The 18,660-nt window shown below is 73.0% G+C and carries 14 protein-coding genes; 12 read left to right on the forward strand and 2 right to left on the reverse strand.

Annotation, left to right across the window (positions count from 1 at the left end; genetic code table 11):
- The first annotated feature begins 6 nt into the window (after positions 1–6).
- On the forward strand, positions 7–3,717 hold the full coding sequence (locus CHR28_RS36150; RefSeq protein WP_094057960.1) for a glycosyltransferase family 2 protein: 3,711 nt from the start codon (positions 7–9) through the stop codon (positions 3,715–3,717).
- Positions 3,714–5,261 carry a DUF5719 family protein gene (locus CHR28_RS36155; protein ID WP_094057961.1) on the forward strand — a complete coding sequence of 516 codons (1,548 nt, stop codon included), beginning with the start codon at positions 3,714–3,716 and terminating at the stop codon, positions 5,259–5,261. The genes CHR28_RS36150 and CHR28_RS36155 overlap by 4 nt, the downstream gene beginning before the upstream one ends.
- A gap of 26 nt (positions 5,262–5,287) precedes the next feature.
- Here the strand turns inward: CHR28_RS36155 and CHR28_RS36160 are convergent, their stop codons facing one another.
- Complete coding sequence (locus CHR28_RS36160; protein WP_094057962.1) at positions 5,288–5,743, reverse strand: metallopeptidase family protein; 456 nt, start codon at positions 5,741–5,743, stop codon at positions 5,288–5,290.
- 294 nt (positions 5,744–6,037) lie between these two features.
- On the opposite strand from CHR28_RS36160, the gene CHR28_RS36165 reads away from it, so the two are divergent.
- The 9 genes from CHR28_RS36165 to CHR28_RS36205 all read left to right on the forward strand — a co-directional run bounded on the left by CHR28_RS36165 (position 6,038) and on the right by CHR28_RS36205 (position 16,064).
- Entirely contained in the window at positions 6,038–6,460 is a 423-nt protein-coding gene (locus CHR28_RS36165; protein ID WP_010034669.1) for a DUF3499 domain-containing protein, read from the forward strand.
- Positions 6,461–6,579: 119 nt separating this feature from the next.
- Entirely contained in the window at positions 6,580–8,196 is a 1,617-nt protein-coding gene (locus CHR28_RS36170) for an L-lactate permease (RefSeq protein ID WP_094057973.1), read from the forward strand.
- 103 nt (positions 8,197–8,299) lie between these two features.
- Positions 8,300–9,664, forward strand: a complete 1,365-nt coding sequence (locus CHR28_RS36175; protein WP_094057963.1) for a phosphomannomutase/phosphoglucomutase — start codon at positions 8,300–8,302, stop codon at positions 9,662–9,664.
- A gap of 69 nt (positions 9,665–9,733) precedes the next feature.
- The gene (locus CHR28_RS36180; protein WP_094057964.1) at positions 9,734–9,904 is read left to right on the forward strand and encodes a Trm112 family protein; all 171 of its coding nucleotides are present in this window, start codon (positions 9,734–9,736) and stop codon (positions 9,902–9,904) included.
- Positions 9,905–10,007: 103 nt separating this feature from the next.
- Positions 10,008–11,135, forward strand: a complete 1,128-nt coding sequence (locus CHR28_RS36185) for an SIS domain-containing protein (protein WP_094057965.1) — start codon at positions 10,008–10,010, stop codon at positions 11,133–11,135.
- A 51-nt stretch (positions 11,136–11,186) separates the two neighbouring features.
- Positions 11,187–12,338, forward strand: coding sequence for a mannose-6-phosphate isomerase, class I (gene manA, locus CHR28_RS36190; protein WP_094057966.1), 1,152 nt, complete (start codon positions 11,187–11,189; stop codon positions 12,336–12,338).
- Between the two features lie 153 nt (positions 12,339–12,491).
- Positions 12,492–13,466: a cation diffusion facilitator family transporter gene (locus CHR28_RS36195; protein ID WP_094057967.1), complete on the forward strand. Its 975-nt coding sequence runs from the start codon at positions 12,492–12,494 to the stop codon at positions 13,464–13,466.
- 359 nt (positions 13,467–13,825) lie between these two features.
- Positions 13,826–15,283, forward strand: a complete 1,458-nt coding sequence (gene ahcY / locus CHR28_RS36200; protein WP_094057968.1) for an adenosylhomocysteinase — start codon at positions 13,826–13,828, stop codon at positions 15,281–15,283.
- Positions 15,284–15,452: 169 nt separating this feature from the next.
- On the forward strand, positions 15,453–16,064 hold the full coding sequence (locus CHR28_RS36205) for a hypothetical protein (RefSeq protein ID WP_094057969.1): 612 nt from the start codon (positions 15,453–15,455) through the stop codon (positions 16,062–16,064).
- A 44-nt stretch (positions 16,065–16,108) separates the two neighbouring features.
- Here the strand turns inward: CHR28_RS36205 and CHR28_RS36210 are convergent, their stop codons facing one another.
- The gene (locus CHR28_RS36210; protein ID WP_094057970.1) at positions 16,109–17,173 is read right to left on the reverse strand and encodes an RDD family protein; all 1,065 of its coding nucleotides are present in this window, start codon (positions 17,171–17,173) and stop codon (positions 16,109–16,111) included.
- Positions 17,174–17,301: 128 nt separating this feature from the next.
- Between CHR28_RS36210 and CHR28_RS36215 the strand changes: the two genes are divergently transcribed.
- Positions 17,302–18,309 carry a stage II sporulation protein M gene (locus tag CHR28_RS36215; protein ID WP_094057971.1) on the forward strand — a complete coding sequence of 336 codons (1,008 nt, stop codon included), beginning with the start codon at positions 17,302–17,304 and terminating at the stop codon, positions 18,307–18,309.
- Positions 18,310–18,660 lie beyond the last annotated feature (351 nt).

Consider the following 18,660-nt stretch of genomic DNA (forward strand, 5'->3'; position numbering starts at 1 on the left):
ACCTCGATGTCCGTGCACAGCCACCCGGCAGCTCATCACGACAGCGCTGCCACACCTGAGTTCCCGCGTCATGTGGTGACCGCGGTCCTCGTCTCCCACGACGGCGCCCGCTGGCTGCCCGACGCGCTCGCCGGGCTGCTCGGCCAGGAGCGGCCCGTCCAGTACGCGATGGGAGCCGACACCGGCAGCGCGGACGACTCCGCCCAGCTGGTCACCGACGCCCTCGGCGCCGACCGCGTGCTGCACCTGGCCCGCCGCACGGGCTTCGGCCAGGCCGTCGAGGAGTGCGACCGCACGGCCCCGCACCTCACCCCGGAAGAACTGCCGTACCTGAAGCGGCCCAGCGGCTGGGACCCCGTCACGCGCTCGTGGCGCGACGACGCCTACGACCTGCCCGAGCTCCCGCACGGCGAGCCGGTCCAGTGGCTCTGGCTGCTGCACGACGACTGCGCCCCCGAGCCCGACGCCCTGGCCCAGCTGCTGCGGGTCGTGGACAACGAGTACGAGCTGGGCCGCGAGGACGTCGCCGTCGTCGGTCCCAAACTGCGCGGCTGGTACGACCGGCGGCAGCTGCTGGAGGTCGGCGTCACCATCGCCCACTCCGGCCGCCGCTGGACCGGCCTGGACCGCCGCGAGCAGGATCAGGGCCAGCACGACCACGTCCGGCCCGTGCTGTCGGTGTCCACCGCCGGCATGCTCGTCCGCCGCGACGTCTTCGAGCAGCTCGGCGGCTTCGACCGGCACCTGCCCCTCATGCGCGACGACGTCGACCTGTGCTGGCGCGCGCACGCGGCCGGCTACCGCGTCCTCGTCGCTCCCGAGGCGGTCGTCCGGCACGCCGAGGCGGCCTCCCGCGAGCGCCGCACGGTCGACTGCGTGGGCCGCACGGCCGCCTCCCCGCACAAGGTCGACAAGGCCGGCGCCGTCTACACCCTGCTGGTCAACTCCCGTACGGCCGTGCTCCCCTGGGTGCTGCTGCGGATCGTGCTGGGCACCCTGCTGCGGACCCTCGCCTACCTCGTCGGCAAGGTCCCCGGGCAGGCCGTCGACGAGATCCGCGGCCTGATGGGCACCCTGCTGCGGCCCGAGCGGATCCTCGCCGGACGGCGCGGCAGAGGCGCCCCGCAGATCGACAAGGGCGAGCTGCGGCAGCTGTTCCCGCCGCCCGGCGTGACCGTCCGGGCCACCGTCGAGCAGGTCGCCGGGAACCTGGTGGGCAGCTCCGACCCGGAGGTCACCTCCGGTGCCGGCCGGCACGGCGGAGCCGTCGAGTCGGGCCCGGGCGGCGACGACGCCGACTTCCTGGAGATCGAGCAGTTCGCCCGGCTCAAGCGCATCGCGCGCAAGCCCGGCCCGGTGCTCTTCCTGGTGCTGCTGCTCGTCTCCCTGGTCGCCTGCCGCGCGCTGCTCGGCGGCGGCGCCCTCGCGGGCGGCGCGCTGCTGCCCGCCCCGGCCGACTCCGGCGAGCTGTGGGCGCGTTACCTGGACGCCTGGCACCCGGTCGGCGCCGGCGGCACCTCCGCCACGCCCCCGTACGTGGCGATCGTGGCGCTGCTCGCGTCCCTGCTGTTCGGCTCGACCGGCCTCGCCGTCACACTCCTGCTCGTCTGCTCGGTGCCGCTGGCCGGACTCACCGCCTACTTCGCCTCGCGCCCGCTGGTCGAGTCCCGGCTGCTGCGCGCCTGGGCGGCCGTCGTCTACGCCTTCCTGCCCGCCGCCACCGGCGCCCTCGCCGGCGGCCGCATCGGCACGGCGGTGCTGGCCGTGCTGCTGCCGCTCCTCGCCCGCGCGGGCATCGCCGCGAGCGGCCTGGCCAACCCCGCGGGCACACGCGGCAGCTGGCGCGCCACCTGGGCGTACGCCCTGCTGCTGACCGTCACCACGGCCTTCACGCCTCTCGTGTGGCCCATCGCGCTGCTGCTGGGAATCGGGGTGCTGGTCCTGCGCCGGTCCGACCTCCCGGCCTACGGGCTGCGGTTCCTCGCCCAGCTCGGCACCCCCCTGCTGGTCCTCGCGCCCTGGTCGCTGACGCTGCTCCCGTTCGGCTTCTTCCGGGAGGCCGGCCTGGAGTACGGCCCCTCGGCGGCCTCCGCCCTGGACCTGCTCGGCGCCAGCCCGGGCGGTCCCGGCACCGTCAGCGGCCTCATGCTCATCGGCATCGTGCTGGCCGCCCTCGCCGCCCTGCTGCGCTCGGAACGCCAGGCGGCCGTCCGGACGGCCTGGACGGTCGCCCTGACCGGCTTCGTCTTCGCGGTCCTGGCCAACGGCTCCACCTGGGCCGGCCCCGCGACCCTGGTCTACGGCATCGCCCTCCTCGCGGCCGCCGCGCTCGGCGCCGACGGGGCACGCGCGCGCGTGGCCGAGCAGAGCTTCGGCTGGCGCCAGCCGGTCGCCGCCCTCATCGCCTTCGCCTCGGCCGCGGGCCCGCTGCTGATCGCCGCCGGCTGGATGATCCGCGGCGCCGACGGACCGCTGGAGCGGCGCGACCCCGTCCAGGTCCCCGCGTTCGTCGCCGAGGAGAGCGGCACCCGCGACCAGGCCCGCACCCTCGTCCTCGACAGCGACTCCGGCGCCCACGTCGGCTACATGCTGGTGCGCGGCTCCGGGGCCCGGCTCGGCGACGGCGAGATCGCCGCGGCCGACGGTGAGAACAGCAGGCTCGACAAGGTCGTCGCCAACCTCGTCGCCGGCTCCGGCGCCGACCAGGCCGACCAGCTCGGCGGCTTCGCCGTGCGCTACGTCCTCGTCCACCAGGGCACGCCCCGCGAGATCACCCGCGTCCTGGACGCCACGCCCGGCCTGACCCGGCTCAGCCAGCAGAGCGGCGGGGCGCTGTGGCGGATCGACCGCGAGGTCGCGCGCGCCACGATCGTCCCCGCCTCCGGCTCGGGCACGCCCCAGCCGGTCGCCGCGAGCCCCGTCGAGATCCACACCACGATCCCGGCCGGCGCCGACGGGCGCGTGCTGCGTCTCGCCGACACCGCCTCCGACGCCTGGACCGCGACCCTCGACGGCAAGCCGCTGACCCCCACCACGGTCGACGGCTGGGCCCAGGGCTTCGAACTCCCCGCGGGCGGCGGCAGGCTGGACGTCACCTACGACGACCCGATCGGCCACACCGCCTGGCTGTGGACCCAGGGCGCGCTCGCCCTCGTCCTCGTGGTGCTCGCCCTGCCCGGCCGGCGCCGCGACATCGACGACGACCTGCCCGAGGAGCCCGCCGTGCCCGCCCAGGCCGTGGCCGGGGAGGGCCGCCGCGCCCGCCGCCTGCGGGCCCAGGCCGAAGCCGAGGCGGAAGGCGCCCCCGGACCCGAGGAGTTCCCGGAGTCCCCGCAGGCGGCGGAGTCCCCGGAGTTCCCGCCCGCGCAGCCCCAGCAGCCCCCGGCGAGCGTCCCCCAGCAGAACCACGGCCAGTGGGACGCCACCGGCTACCCGGACGGCGCGTACACCGGCTACGGCGACCAGTACCAGAACAACGCCGCGTACCCGGCCGACGCCTACGGGCAGCAGTACCCGGCGGATCCGCACCAGGGCGGCCAGTACGACCCGTACGCGTACGGCGGCGGCCCCCAGGCCCCGTCCTACGACCAGCAGGGGTACGACCAGCAGGGCTACGACCAGGCCTACACCCAGGGCTACGGCACGCCGTACGACCCGGCGCAGCAGCACCACCCCCACGGCACGGGCAGTGAGCGTCCCGACGGGAGCCAGCAGTGAACCGCACGACCCTGTCCCTGATCGCCGGCACGACCGCGCTCGCCGCCGTCACCGGCTTCGCCGCGCTGTCCCAGCCGGACGCCCCGGGCGCGCGGACCACCGCCGAGGCGGCCGCCCAACTGCCCGTGGAGCGCACCAGCCTGCTGTGCCCCGCGCCCAGCACGTCCGAGATCGCGGAGACGTCCTACACGTCCTTCACGCCCGTCACCAAGGGCACCGGCGGCGACGGCGAGGCCGAACTGCGCGCGGCGGCCGAGCAGTCGGCGGACGGACCGGCCGCGGGCGAGGAGGACGGCGCGTCCGACGGCAAGACCGGAAAGCAGACCGGCAAGCAGCCCGGGAAGCAGACCGACAAGCCCGTGCTGACTCCCAAGGAGCCCGGCAAGCCCGTCACGGGGGACAGCTCCGGCTCCGAGGCGCCCGCCCTGGTCGGCACCGCGGACGGCCGCTTCGCACCCGGCTGGACGGTCCAGGAGACCACCGAGGTCGCCGCGGGGACCGGCCGCGGCCTGCAGGGCGTCAACTGCACCGCTCCCGACACGAACTTCTGGTTCCCGGGCGTCAGCACGGCGGCCGACCGCACCGACTACGTCCACCTGACGAATCCCGACGACTCGGCCGCCGTGGTCGACATCGAGCTCTACGGCAAGGACGGCACCCTGAAGTCGGCGGTGGGGGAGGGCCTGACCATCCAGCCGCACTCCACCGACCCGGTGCTGCTGTCCACCCTGACCGCCGAGAAGCAGTCCGGGCTCACCGTGCACGTGAACGTGCGCAGCGGGCGGGTCGGCGCCGCCGTGCAGGCCCTGGACGACAGGATCGGCGGCGACTGGCTGGCGGCGTCCGCCGACCCCGCGGGCAGCCTCGTGCTGCCCGGGATCCCCAAGGACGCCACCTCCGTGCGCCTGGTCGCCTTCGCCCCCGGCGACGCCGACGCGGACCTCAAGGTGCGCCTCGCCTCCCCCTCCGGTCTGATCACCCCGGCCGGTCACGAGACCGTGCACGTCAAGGGCGGCATGACGACCGCCGTCGACCTCGGCGACGTCACCCGCGGCGAGGCCGGCTCCCTGGTGCTGACGCCGACGGACCGGTCCGTGCCGGTGGTGGCGGCCGTGCAGGTGGTGCGCGGCAAGGGGGACCGGCAGGAGTCGGCGTTCATCCCGGCCACGCGTCCCGTGGGCACGCGCGCGACGTCCGCCGACAACAGCGCCAAGGGCAGCACGCTGTCCCTGACCGCCCCCGAGCGCGCGGCCACCGTCAAGGTCACCGCCTCGGCGGGCAGCGAGGGCGGCACACCGGTGTCGAAGACGTACACGATCAAGGCCGGCACGACCCAGGACATCGAGCCCCCGGTTCCCGCCGGACTGAAGGGCACGTACGCGCTCACGGTCGAGCCGGTCTCCGGCGGCCCGGTCTACGGCGCCCGCGCCCTGGCAGCGGCGGAGGGCGGTGTCCCGGCGTTCACCGTGCAGACGCTCCCCGACGACCGGGGGACGGTGGCCGTCCCGGAGGCGGACGAGGACCTGTCGGTGCTGCAGAAGTAGCCCGAGGGGCCGGTTCGGCCCTGGTCTCAGCCCTGGTCCTCGCCGTAGCGCGGGTCGACGGTCTCCGGTGTGAGCCCCAGCAGCTCGGCGACCTGCTCGACGACGACCTCGTGCACCAGCGCGGCACGCTCGTCGCGGCCCTTGGTGCGGATCTCGACCGGCCGCCGGTAGATCACCACGCGCGCGGGACGCCCCTCGCGCGCGCTGATCGTGCCGCCGAGCGGGACCGCCTCGTCGTTCCAGGCCTGGCCGGGCCCGTCGAGCCGCGGCACCTCCAGCACCAGGAAATCGATGTCGGCGAGCTGCGGCCACCGCCGCTCCAGGCGTTCCACGGAGTCCTGCACCAGATCCGCGAACGCCTCCGCGCGGCTCGCGGCGAGCGGCACCTGCGGGGGTGCGATGGGGCCGCGCATGCCCCGGCCGTGGCGATCACGGCGGCGGGGCCCGGGGGCGGCGGCACGGGGCGTTACGGGCTTGTCCATCACTGGTGAAGGGTAGTCCCCGCCGCGCCCCTGCGCCCGGCACCGCACGGGCGCGGAGACGGCTTCCAGCCGACCCGTCCGGCATGTCGTTACATGACCATTCAAGCCAAGGTTCGGCTCGATTCCCTATCCCGCAGAGACCGGCCAGCTCACGGCAATTGAGGGTTTTGTGACGACTCTTGACCGCTTGCGGGCCCGTTCGGCACCTCGCGCGAGAGTGTCCGGGCAGGTCAGAAAGGTGCCCCCGAAGGGGGGTGTGGGGTGTTTCACGCCACGACACGGTGGAGTGACCTGGTGGAGAGTCGTCGCGGCCCGCTCAAGAGTGCGGTACCGTCCAACGTCGTGAGCCCTGTACGTCGCTGTTCGCGCACCGCCTGCGGCCGTCCCGCCGTCGCGACGCTGACGTACGTCTACGCCGACTCGACCGCGGTCCTCGGCCCGCTCGCCACCTACGCCGAACCCCACTGCTACGACCTGTGCGCCGAGCACTCCGAGCGCCTCACCGCCCCGCGCGGCTGGGAGGTCGTCCGGCTCCTCGACGGCTCGGCCCCGGCCCGCCCGAGCGGGGACGACCTGGAAGCGCTTGCGAACGCCGTGCGGGAGGCGGCCCGTCCCCAGGAGCGGGCGGCCGGGGCCGGTGGCGGCGGCCGTGCGGCCGACCCGATGGAGGTCGCGCGGCGAGGGCACCTGCGGGTCCTGCGGTCACCCGACAACTGACCCGGCTCCTCGGTTTCTCCCCACGCGCACCCATTGACGCCACCTTGGCGCGGACATGACCATTCCGTTCTGAGGCTGTGGGAAATCGCTTTCGCATGGCGGAAACCGGGGAGGCGCCCGTGTACGTCCAGGAACTGGAACCCGTCGCCGGCTCACTCGGCCTGTCCGCCCTGGTGGCCGCCTTACCCCTGGTGATCGTCCTGGTCCTGCTCGGCGGCGTCCGCATGAAGGCGCACCTGGCGGGCCTGACCGGCCTCCTCGCGGCCGTCCTGGTCGCCTGGCTCGCCTACGGCATGCCACTCGGCCAGACCCTCTCCAGCGGCGCCCAGGGCGCCGTCTTCGGCCTCTTCCCCATCCTGTGGATCGTCGTCAACGCCCTGTGGGTGTACCGGATGACCGTCCGCACCCGGCACTTCGACATCCTGCGCCGGTCCTTCGGGCGGCTCTCCGACGACCCGCGCATCCAGGCCCTCGTCATCGCCTTCTGCTTCGGGGCCCTGCTGGAGGCGCTCGCCGGCTTCGGCGCGCCCGTCGCGATCAGCGCGGTCATGCTCGTCGCCCTCGGCTTCGAACCGGTGCGCGCCGCCGTCGTCGCGCTGGTCGCCAACACCGCGCCCGTGGCCTTCGGCGCGATGGGCACCCCGGTCGTCACCCTCGCCCAGGTGACGGGGCTTCCGCTGGACTCCGTGGCGTCCGTGGTGGGCCGTCAGACGCCGCTGCTGGCCTTGGTGGTGCCCCTGGTGCTGGTCTGGCTGGTGGACGGCCGGCGCGGCCTGCGTGAGACCTGGGTCCCGGCCCTCGCGTGCGGAGTCGCCTTCGCCGTCGCCCAGTTCGCCGCCTCCAACTACGTCTCCGCCCAACTCGCCGACATCGGCGCCGCCCTGGCCGGAGCGGGCGCCCTGGTCGCCGTCCCGCACGCGCGCGTGCCCGCCGCCGACTCCGTACGCGCCTCCGTGCTGACCGGCGCCCGCAGCGACGAACTCGACCAGGAGGACCCGCCCCGCGAGGTGCTGCGCGCCTACGCCCCCTACGCGCTGATCGTCGTGATCTTTTCCGTCGCCCAGGTCCCGGCCGTCAAGGACTGGCTCGCCCGGGCCACGCAGACCTACGACTGGCCCTTCCTGAACGTGGCCGGACCCGACGGCGAACCCGTCGGCGGCAACGTCTTCACCTGGCCCGTCGTGTCGACCGGCGGCACCCTCGTGCTGCTCGCCGGGATCGGCACGGCCGCCGTCCTCGGCGTCCACGCGCGCGTGGCGGTGAGGGAATGGCTCGCGACCGTCCACGAACTGCGCTTCGCGATCCTGACGGTGACGTCCGTCCTGGCCCTCGCCTACGTCATGAACCTCTCCGGGCAGGCGGCCACGATCGGCCACTGCGTGGCGGCGGCCGGAGCCGGCCTCGCCTTCCTGTCACCCGTCCTCGGCTGGTTCGGCGTCGCCGTGACCGGCTCGGACACCTCCGCCAACGCCCTCTTCGGCGCCCTGCAGGTGACCGCCGCCCGCGAGTCCGGACTCTCGCCCGAGCTGCTGGCCGCCGCCAACAGCTCCGGCGGCGTCCTCGGCAAGATGATCTCCCCGCAGAACCTCACCATCGCCTGCGCGGCCGTCGGACTGGCGGGCCGCGAGGGCGACCTGCTGCGCAAGGTGCTGCCCTGGAGCCTGGGCCTGCTGCTGGTGATGTGCCTGATCGTGGTGGGCCAGAGCACCCCGGTCCTGGGCTGGATGCTGCCCTGACCTGAGGTTACGGCTGTGCGTCCAGTCGGCCACCGCCCGGCGGTCCGGCGCGGGGTGCGGGTAGTTTGGACCGCCCGATAGGACTTTCAGGAAGAGGCTGGGCGTGGCTGCTGATCTGTCGCAGGTCGTCAAGGCGTACGACGTACGCGGGGTCGTCCCCGACCAGTGGGACGAGTCCGTGGCCGAGCTCTTCGGGGCGGCCTTCGTACGGGTCACCGGTGCGAGCGCAATCGCCACCGGGCACGACATGCGGCCCTCCTCACCGGGCCTGTCGCGGGCCTTCGCGCGCGGGGCCGCCGCACAGGGCGCCGACGTGACGGAGATCGGCCTGTGCTCCACGGACCAGCTGTACTACGCCTCGGGCGCGCTGAACCTGCCGGGCGCCATGTTCACCGCCTCGCACAACCCGGCGCAGTACAACGGCATCAAGATGTGCCGCACGGGCGCCGCCCCCGTCGGCCAGGACACCGGCCTCGCCGAGATCCGCGAACTGGTCGAGGGATGGAGCGACTCGGGCGCCCCGGAGCCCGCCGCGACCACGGGCACGATCAGCGCCCGCGACACGTTGTCGGACTACGCGGCCCACCTGCGCTCCCTGGTCGACCTCACCTCGATCCGCCCCCTGAAGGTCGTCGTCGACGCGGGCAACGGCATGGGCGGGCACACGGTCCCCGAGGTCTTCGCCGGCCTGCCCCTGACCCTGGTGCCGATGTACTTCGAGCTGGACGGCACCTTCCCCAACCACGAGGCCAACCCCTTGGACCCGGCCAACCTCGTCGACCTGCAGAAGCGCGTCCGCGAGGAGGGCGCCGACCTCGGCCTCGCCTTCGACGGCGACGCCGACCGCTGCTTCGTCGTCGACGAGCGCGGCGAGCCCGTCTCCCCGTCGGCGATCACCGCCCTGGTCGCCTCCCGCGAACTGACCCGGCACGGCGGCAAGGGCACGATCATCCACAACCTGATCACGTCCTGGTCGGTCCCCGAGGTCGTGCGCGAACACGGCGGGACCCCGGTCCGCACCCGCGTCGGCCACTCCTTCATCAAGGCCGAGATGGCCCGCAGCGGCGCGATCTTCGGCGGCGAGCACTCCGCCCACTACTACTTCCGCGACTTCTGGAACGCCGACACGGGCATGCTGGCCGCCCTGCACGTCCTCGCCGCGCTCGGCGGCCAGGACGGTACCCTGTCCGCCCTGGTCGCCGCCTACGACCGCTACACCGGCTCCGGCGAGATCAACTCCACGGTCGCCGACCAGCAGGCCAGCCTCGCCGCGATCCGCACGGCGTACGAGGGCCGCGAGGGCATCACCCTCGACGGCCTCGACGGCCTCACCGTCTCCGCCGCCGACTGGTGGTTCAACGTCCGCCCGTCGAACACCGAGCCCCTGCTGCGCCTGAACGCGGAGGCGAGGGACGCGGCGACCATGGCCCGCGTCCGGGACGAGGTGCTGGGGATCATCAGGGGCTGAGGCCCCGCGCCCACCGGCGGTAACCTGACCAGGCACGACCCAAGCGCCCGCTCCTCGAAGGAACCCCTCATGCCCCTGGAATCCGGCCTCCTCGAGATCCTCGCCTGCCCCGCCTGCCACTCCCCTCTCACGGAGCAGGACACCGAGCTGATCTGCACCGACACCCAGTGCGGCCTGGCCTATCCGGTGCGCGACGGCATTCCCGTCCTCCTCGTCGACGAGGCCCGCCGCCCCGCGTAGCCGGCCCGGCGCGTCCCCGGGTGCGCATGGCCCCGGGGCCCGGCGGGCACCGACGTAGGACCACACCCGCACCACGGATCCCGGCGACCGGAGGCTTCCGCTCATGCTCGACGAATCGCTGCTCGACTCCCCGGAGGGCCTCGCCGAGGCCGACCAGCGCGGCCTGCTCCGCGGCGCCGCGGAAGCCGGTGCCCGCGTCCGCACGGCCGCACGGCACGCGGCCGAGGCCGGCATCAACGACCTCAAGCCCGACGGCCGTCCGCGCGCCGTCCTCATCGCGGGCCCCGGCGCCGCCGCCACCCACACCGCCGACCTCATCGGCACGCTGGCCGGCGCGGGCAGCCCCGTCACCCGCCTCGCCCCCACCGGCGTCGCCCCCGCCGCGGGCGCCCTGCGCTGGGAACTGCCCGGCTGGGTCGGCTCGGTCGACCTCCTCCTGATCACCACCCCCGACGGCACCGAACCGGGCCTGTCCCTCCTGGCCGAGCAGGCCTACCGCCGCGGCTGCACCGTCGTCGCCGTGGCCCCCGGCCGGTCCCCGCTCGCCGACGCCGTCAACGGCTCGCACGGCCTGTTCGTCCCCATGGCGAGTGCTCCCTACGACCAGGAGGAGCCGTTCGCCGCGTCCGCGCCCGGCGTCCTGTGGGCCCTCCTCACCCCGCTCCTCGCGCTGCTCGACCGCACGGGAGTGCTCGCCGCCCCGCCGGACGCCCTCGGCAAGGTCGCCGACCGCCTCGACCTCGTCGCCGAACGCTGCGGCCCCGCCGTCGCCACCTACAGCAACCCCGCCAAGACCCTGGCCGCCGAACTCGCCGACGCGCTCCCGATCGTCTGGACCGAGGGCGTCTCGGCCGGTCCCGCGGGCCGCCGGTTCGCCGCCGCCCTCGCCGAACTGTCCGGCACCCCCGCGGTCGTCGCCGAACTCCCCGAGGCCCTCGCCGCGCACAGCGCCCTGCTCGCCGGACCGCTGGCCGCCAGCGCCGACCCCGACGACTTCTTCCGCGACCGCGTCGAGGAACCCCCCGCCCTGCACGCGCGCGTGGTGCTGCTGCGCGACCGCCCCATCGGCGGCCTCACCGCCGCCCCCGGCGCCCGCGACCTCGCCCTCAGCCACGACACCCCGATCAGCGAACTGGAACCGGAGGAGGGCGGCGAACTGGAGACCCTCGCGGAACTGATCGCCATCACGGATTTCGCCGCGGTTTACCTGGCGCTCGCTTCGAGGGCCTGATCTTGCCCCGGACGCCCTGACGCGCCCGCCCGCACACGCAGAGAGAACCTCATGGACCGCCTCGACAACACCATCCGCCCCTACGCCTGGGGTTCCCCGACCGCCATCCCGCAGCTGCTCGGCGTCGAACCGACCGGCGAGCCGCAGGCCGAGATGTGGATGGGCGCCCACCCCGGCGCGCCCTCGCGCACCGAGCGGGGCACGCTCGTCGAGGTCATCGACACCGACCCGGAGAAGGAGCTCGGACCGGCCGCCGTCGCGAAGTTCGGCCCCCGCCTGCCCTTCCTCCTCAAGATCCTCGCCGCCGGGGCACCCCTCTCCCTCCAGGTCCACCCGGACCTCGCGCAGGCCAAGGAGGGCTACGCGGACGAGGAGCGGCGGGGCATCCCCGTGGACGCCCCGCACCGCAACTACAAGGACGCCAACCACAAGCCCGAACTCATCTGCGCCCTCACCGCGTTCGACGGCCTGTGCGGCTTCCGCGCCCCCCTGGAGGCCGCCGCGCTGCTCGACGACCTCGGCGTCGACTCCCTCAAGCCCTACGTCGACCTGCTCCACGCCCACCCGGAGGACGCCGCCCTGCGCGAGGTCCTCACGGCGATCCTCACCGCCGACCGCGAGGAGATGGCCCGCACGGTCGAGGAGGCGGCCGCCGCCTGTGACCGCCTCGGCGGCGCCTACGCCCCCTACGCGGACATCGCCCATCACTACCCGGGCGACCCGGGCGTCATCGCCGCGATGCTGCTCAACCACGTCCGGCTCCAGCCCGGCGAGGCCCTCTACCTCGGCGCCGGCGTCCCGCACGCCTACCTCAGTGGTCTCGGCGTGGAGATCATGGCCAACTCCGACAACGTCCTGCGCTGCGGCCTGACCCGCAAGCACGTCGACGTCCCCGAACTCCTGCGCATCGTCCGCTTCCACGCCGCCGGCCCGGGCGTCCTGCGCCCCGAGGCAACTCCGGACGGCGAGGAGGTCTACGAGACGCCCATCGACGAGTTCCGCCTCTCCCGTTACGTCCTGCCCGAGGCCGGCACCACCCACGACCTCACCCGCCCCACCCCGCAGATCCTGCTCTGCACGGCCGGCACGGTCCGCGCCGGCGACCACGACCTGACCCCCGGGGCGTCGGTCTTCGTCCCGGCCGGCGAAAAGGCCGAAGTGTCCGGAACGGGAACGCTTTTCCGGGCCACCGTCATCGCCTGACCGTTTCGACGCCCCCCGTGCTGGTGACCTGAGACACCGCGGCCGGAACGGGCTGCAACAATGGCCCACCGTCAAGCACGGGCAAAGCCACGGACGCCGCACACGGCGGCGTCCCGGCCCTGAACACGGCGTACGAAGGGACATCGCGAACATATGAGCGCGTCAGGCGGCACCAAGGCGATCGTGGCGGCACTGGCCGCCAACCTCGCGATCGCGGTAGCGAAGTTCGTGGCGTTCATCTTCAGTGGCTCGTCGTCGATGCTCGCCGAATCCGTGCACTCGGTCGCCGACTCCGGCAACCAGGCACTGCTCCTGCTCGGCGGCAAGAAGGCCAAGCGCGAGGCCACCCCGCAACACCCCTTCGGCTACGGCCGCGAGCGCTACATCTACGCCTTCCTCGTCTCCATCGTCCTCTTCTCCGTCGGCGGCATGTTCGCCCTCTACGAGGGCTACGAGAAGATCAAGCACCCGCACGAGCTGACCCACTGGTACTGGCCCGTCGGCGTCCTCGTCTTCGCGATCATCGCCGAGACCTTCTCCTTCCGCACGGCCATCAAGGAGTCCAACGCCCTGCGCGGCAAGCGCTCCTGGAAGGAGTTCGTCCGTCACGCCAAGGCCCCCGAGCTCCCGGTCGTCCTCCTGGAGGACCTCGGTGCCCTCGTCGGCCTGGTCCTCGCCCTCGGCGGCGTCGGCCTCGCCCTGCTCACCGGTGACAGCGTCTGGGACGGCATCGGCACCCTCTGCATCGGCGTCCTGCTCATCCTGATCGCCCTGGTCCTCGCCGCCGAGACCAAGTCGCTCCTGCTCGGTGAGTCCGCCGGCGTCGAGGAGACGCAGAAGATCGAGGCCGCCGTCGTCGACGGCGACACCGTCACCCGCATCATCCACATGCGCACGCTCCACCTCGGCCCCGAGGAACTCCTCGTCGCCGCCAAGATCGCCGTCCGCCACGAGGAGACGGCCACCGAGATCGCCGCGGCCATCGACGCCGCCGAGGCCCGCATCCGCGAGGCCGTCCCGATCGCCCGCGTGATCTACCTGGAGCCGGACATCTACAGCGAGGCCGAAGCCGCCAAGGGCCCCGACCCCGAGGCCTCCCCCGGAGGCCCGGCCCCCGCGGCCCACTGACCCCCGCACCTCGCGCCCACGGGGCCCGCCGGACCACCCGGCGGGCCCCGTCGCCGTCCCGGCCGCGCCCCGTCGCTGGCCCGGCCGGGCCCCGTGATCGGCCCGATGATCGGCTCGATGTGTTCGCGGGCGGGCTGGGGTTCGCCCCCGCCCCCGGTGTAGCTTGGGGTGGAGCCAGACGTCGCTGCTGATGGCGGTCGGGCGGTCCCGAGCGGGGACCGGCCGAGGGAGAGAGGGCCTCCGACGGACTGCGCTGCGCGTACGCGGGCATGCCCGTGTCCTCTTTCGGGCACCCCTGTGTCCGCCGCCGCGCAGACCAGCCGTACCCACCTCGACCCAACCCCGAGGAGCAGCTCGACATGACGACTGTCGACAACCGACAGGACTTCAAGGTCGCCGACCTCTCCCTGGCCGAGTTCGGCCGCAAGGAGATCACCCTTGCCGAGCACGAGATGCCCGGCCTCATGGCGATCCGCAAGGAGTACGCCGAGGCGCAGCCCCTCGCCGGCGCCCGCGTCACCGGCTCCCTGCACATGACCGTGCAGACCGCCGTGCTCATCGAGACCCTGGTCGCCCTCGGCGCACAGGTCCGCTGGGCCTCCTGCAACATCTTCTCCACCCAGGACCACGCCGCCGCGGCCATCGCCGTCGGCCCGAACGGCACGCCCGACAACCCGCAGGGCGTCCCGGTCTTCGCCTGGAAGGGCGAGACCCTGGAGGAGTACTGGTGGTGCACCGAGCAGGCCCTGACCTGGCCGGACAGCCCCACCGGCGGCCCCAACATGATCCTGGACGACGGCGGTGACGCCACCCTCCTCGTCCACAAGGGCGTCGAGTACGAGAAGGACGGCAAGGTCCCCTCGCCCGACACCGCCGAGTCCGACGAGCACCGCGTCATCCTGGAACTGCTGACCCGCACCCTGGGCGAGAACCCCCAGAAGTGGACCCAGCTGTCCTCCGAGATCCGCGGTGTCACCGAGGAGACCACCACCGGCGTCCACCGCCTGTACGAGATGCAGCGCGACGGCGTCCTCCTCTTCCCGGCGATCAACGTGAACGACGCCGTCACCAAGTCGAAGTTCGACAACAAGTACGGCTGCCGCCACTCCCTCATCGACGGCATCAACCGCGCCACCGACGTCCTCATCGGCGGCAAGACCGCGGTCGTCTGCGGATACGGCGACGTGGGCAAGGGCTGCGCGGAGTCCCTGCGCGGACAGGGCGCCCGCGTGATCGTCACCGAGATCGACCCGATCTGCGCCCTCCAGGCAGCGATGGACGGCTACCAGGTCACGACCCTCGACGAGGTCGTCGACAAGGCCGACATCTTCATCACCACGACCGGCAACAAGGACATCATCATGGCCTCGGACATGGCCAAGATGAAGCACCAGGCCATCGTCGGCAACATCGGCCACTTCGACAACGAGATCGACATGGCCGGCCTCGCCAAGATCCCCGGCATCGTCAAGGACGAGGTCAAGCCGCAGGTCCACACCTGGACCTTCCCCGACGGCAAGGTGATCATCGTCCTGTCCGAGGGCCGCCTGCTGAACCTGGGCAACGCCACCGGCCACCCGTCGTTCGTGATGTCCAACTCCTTCGCGGACCAGACCCTGGCCCAGATCGAGCTGTTCACCAAGCCCGACGAGTACCCGACCGGCGTCTACGTGCTGCCCAAGCACCTCGACGAGAAGGTCGCGCGCCTCCACCTCGACGCGCTCGGCGTGAAGCTCACCGAGCTGCGCCCCGAGCAGGCCGAGTACATCGGTGTGAAGGTCGAGGGCCCGTACAAGCCGGACCACTACCGCTACTGAGCCCAGCAGCACCGCTGCCGGTCACTCGGCCACCGGTCGGAATCCCGAGGCAGGCCCCCCGCACCCCCGTGCCGGGGGGCCTGCCCCGTACCGGGCGACCGGCATCCCGGTCGCCCGGCGTTCCGGATCGGCCGGTGACCGGCCCAGCCCGTCAGGACCCAGGACCCCTATGCCCCGCGGCCGCTATTCGCTCCATGATCCGCACGATCACACCCCCCTCGCCGAAGAACACTTCCAGTGCGCCCCCGGCCCCTCCGGCTGGCGCTACGTCTCCCAGCTGACCACCCCCTCGGGCGATCACCACGGCTCCGTCGACCTCACCCTCGACGAACTCGGCCGCCCCCTGCGCCTCGAACTCCACGCCGCCGCCTGGCAGGTCCGGGGCGCCGCCCTCGACGGCGTCACCTGGGTCCGCACCGATCCGACCGGAACCGACGCCACCGAAGGCAATGTGCGCGCCCACGCCTTCACCGGCACCTCCCCGGCCTTCCTCGTCGCCACCGCCCGTCTCCTGCGCCTCACCCCCTCGGCCGCCACCCGCGTACGCCTCGTCGCCTTCACGGATCCGGTCCTCGCCCCGCGCACCGTGGACCAGTCGTGGACCTTGCTGAAAAGAGAAGCACACGCCACTGACAACGGCCCCCTGACCGTGGACGAATACCAGGTCACAGCCCTGGACACCGGCGAACAGCACGCCGTGCACATCGCCGGAGACGTGGTGCTCGCGGCCCCCGGCGTCGAGCTCGAGGACCTCGAATCACCGCCGTCGCAGTTCGACTGAGCGGGGAGTGAGCGGCGAGTGAGCGGAGAGCCCCGCGCTCCGCACTAGGCCGGCGGCACGAACCCGGTACCCGGACGCTCCCCGCCCGGCACCTCACGCGAGGTGGCGGGCCGATCCTCAGGACCCGCTCCGGCGTCACGGTCGGACGCGGCCGGCACGACCGGCGCCCCTGTGGCAGCCGCGGGGAAAGAGGCGGACGGTTCCGGAACAGCCGCCGAGGCGGACGCCGGCCCGGCCGACGCGGGAGGATTCCCAGCCGCAGCCGCAGCCGCAGCCGCAGCCTCGGTAGCCGTAGCCGCAGCCTCGGTAGCCGTAGCCGCCGTAGCTGCGGCGGTCGCCGCGGCCGTACCCGAACCGCTCCCGCCCCCGAAGGCGCGCCGCGCCTCCCGTGCCTGCCGCTCCTGCACCACGGCCGCCAGATAGGCCGCCGGCGGAACGCCCTGCGGCACCGGAGCCCCCGTACGCTCCGCGAGGTCGGACGCCAGCCGTTCGGCCATCGACCAGCCCACCTGCGGGTCCAGCTGCTGCATCCGCGTCAGGTACTGCCGCACGGCCAGCCACAACCCGTCCGGCACCGCCGACAGATCGAGCTGCGAGAACCGCCCCGCCAGCCACGGCGGAGGAGGCGGCACGAAACCGGTCCGCGTGACCGGGATCCGCTCCCGCACGACGAGAGTCCCCGCGAACACGTCCCCCAGCCGCCGCCCCCGCGCCGACACGAACGAGGCGATACAGGCGACGATCCCGAACGTCATCAGAATCTCGATCACCCCGATCAGACCCCGCACCAGAGCGTGCCGGAACCGGATCGGCCCGCCGTCGTCACGCACCACACGCAGACCGCACGCCATCTTCCCGAGCGAGCGTCCATGGCTGAGCGTCTCCACCGCGATCGGCACACCCACCAGCACCAGGACGAACGACGCGATCGACAGCGCCGTCTGCGCCGCCTGGTCCAGCGAAGCGGTGGAAGCGACCAGGGCGATGGTCACGGCGACGTAGACCGCCATGGCCGCCACCAGATCGAGCAGCACGGCCAGCGCCCTGCTGGGCAGCCTCGCGGGGCGCAGCTCCAACGCCACAGCCTCGCCCGTCACCAGCTCACTCACGCCCGCCGTCCTTCCCCTGACCTGCCCCCGACAGGGCCAGTCTGCCAAGCTGAGGGCGCATCGCGCCCCAGTACGACAAGCTGATCCACGACGAGCCGCCGACGAACAGCCGAGGAGCAGGCACACCGATGGACCTCGACGTCTTCGTCTCCGCCCACCGAGCGGAGTGGGACCGCCTCGAAGCCCTGCTGCGCCGCCAGCGCCGCCTCAGCGGCGCGGAAGCCGACGAACTCGTCACCCTCTACCAACGCACCGCCACGCACCTCTCGCTGATCCAGTCCAGCGCCCCCGACCCCCAGCTGACCGGCCGGCTCAGCCAGCTCGTGGCACGCGCGCGCAGTGCCGTCACAGGCACGCGACGTGCCTCTTGGCGCGACGTCACCCGCTTCCTCGCGCACGGATTCCCCGCCGCCGTCTACAAGTCCCGCCGCTGGTGGGTACCGACCGCGCTCCTCTCCACCGCCGTCGCGGTCCTCCTGGGCTGGTGGATCGGCACCCACCCCGAGGTACAGGCCTCCATCGCGGCCCCCAGCGAACTGCGCGAGCTGACCCGCCCGGGCGGCCAGTACGAGACGTACTACTCCAGCCACCCGGCAGCCAGCTTCGCCGCCCAGGTGTGGACGAACAACGCCTGGGCCGCCGCCCTCTGCCTGATCCTGGGCGTCTTCCTGGGACTGCCGGTCCTCTGGATCCTCTTCCAGAACATGCTCAACCTCGGTATCGGCTTCGGCCTGATGTCCTCGGCCGGCCGCCTCGACACGTTCCTGGGCCTGGTCCTGCCGCACGGCCTGCTCGAACTGACCGCGGTCTTCGTCGCCGCCGGCACCGGCCTTCGCCTCGGCTGGACCCTCATCGACCCGGGCCCGCGCACCCGGCGCGTCGCCCTCGCGGAAGAGGGCCGGGCCGCCATAGGCATGGCCATCGGCCTCGCCCTGGTCCTCTTCGTCTCCGGCGCCATCGAAGGCTTCGTCACCCCGTCGGGCCTTCCGACCTGGGCCCGCATCACCATCGGAGTCGTCGCTGAACTGGCCTTCCTCGCCTACGTCTGGGTCCTGGGCGGCCGTGCGGCCCGCGCGGGAGAGACCGGCGACGTCGAAGCGGCGGAACGCAGCGCCACGGTCCCCACGGCTGCTTGATCGCCTTGCCGACCACCGGATGTGCGACCACGTCCGTTCAGCTGCTAGTCTCCTCTTCGCCCCACAGGAGCCGTTGACACGGCAAGCGCGGGGAGGTAGATTCGAACAGTTGCCTGGAGAGGGGTTCTCCCTCCGGATCGGCGACAGTGAGCATCTGTCTGCTTCTTGAATCACTGATTCCAATGAAGCCCCCTCCCGATAAATCGGAAATGAGCGGCCGGTCAGTCCGGCCCGAAACTTCTGATAAAGTCGGAACCGCCGGAAAGGAAACCGCGAAAGCGGAAACCTGGAAAGCACCGAGGAAATCGGGTCGAGAAAAGATCTGATAGAGTCGGAAACGCAAGACCGAAG

The sequence above is a fragment of the Streptomyces sp. XY006 genome, assembly GCF_002237655.1.
In the GTDB taxonomy this organism is placed as follows: Bacteria; Actinomycetota; Actinomycetes; order Streptomycetales; family Streptomycetaceae; genus Streptomyces; species Streptomyces levis.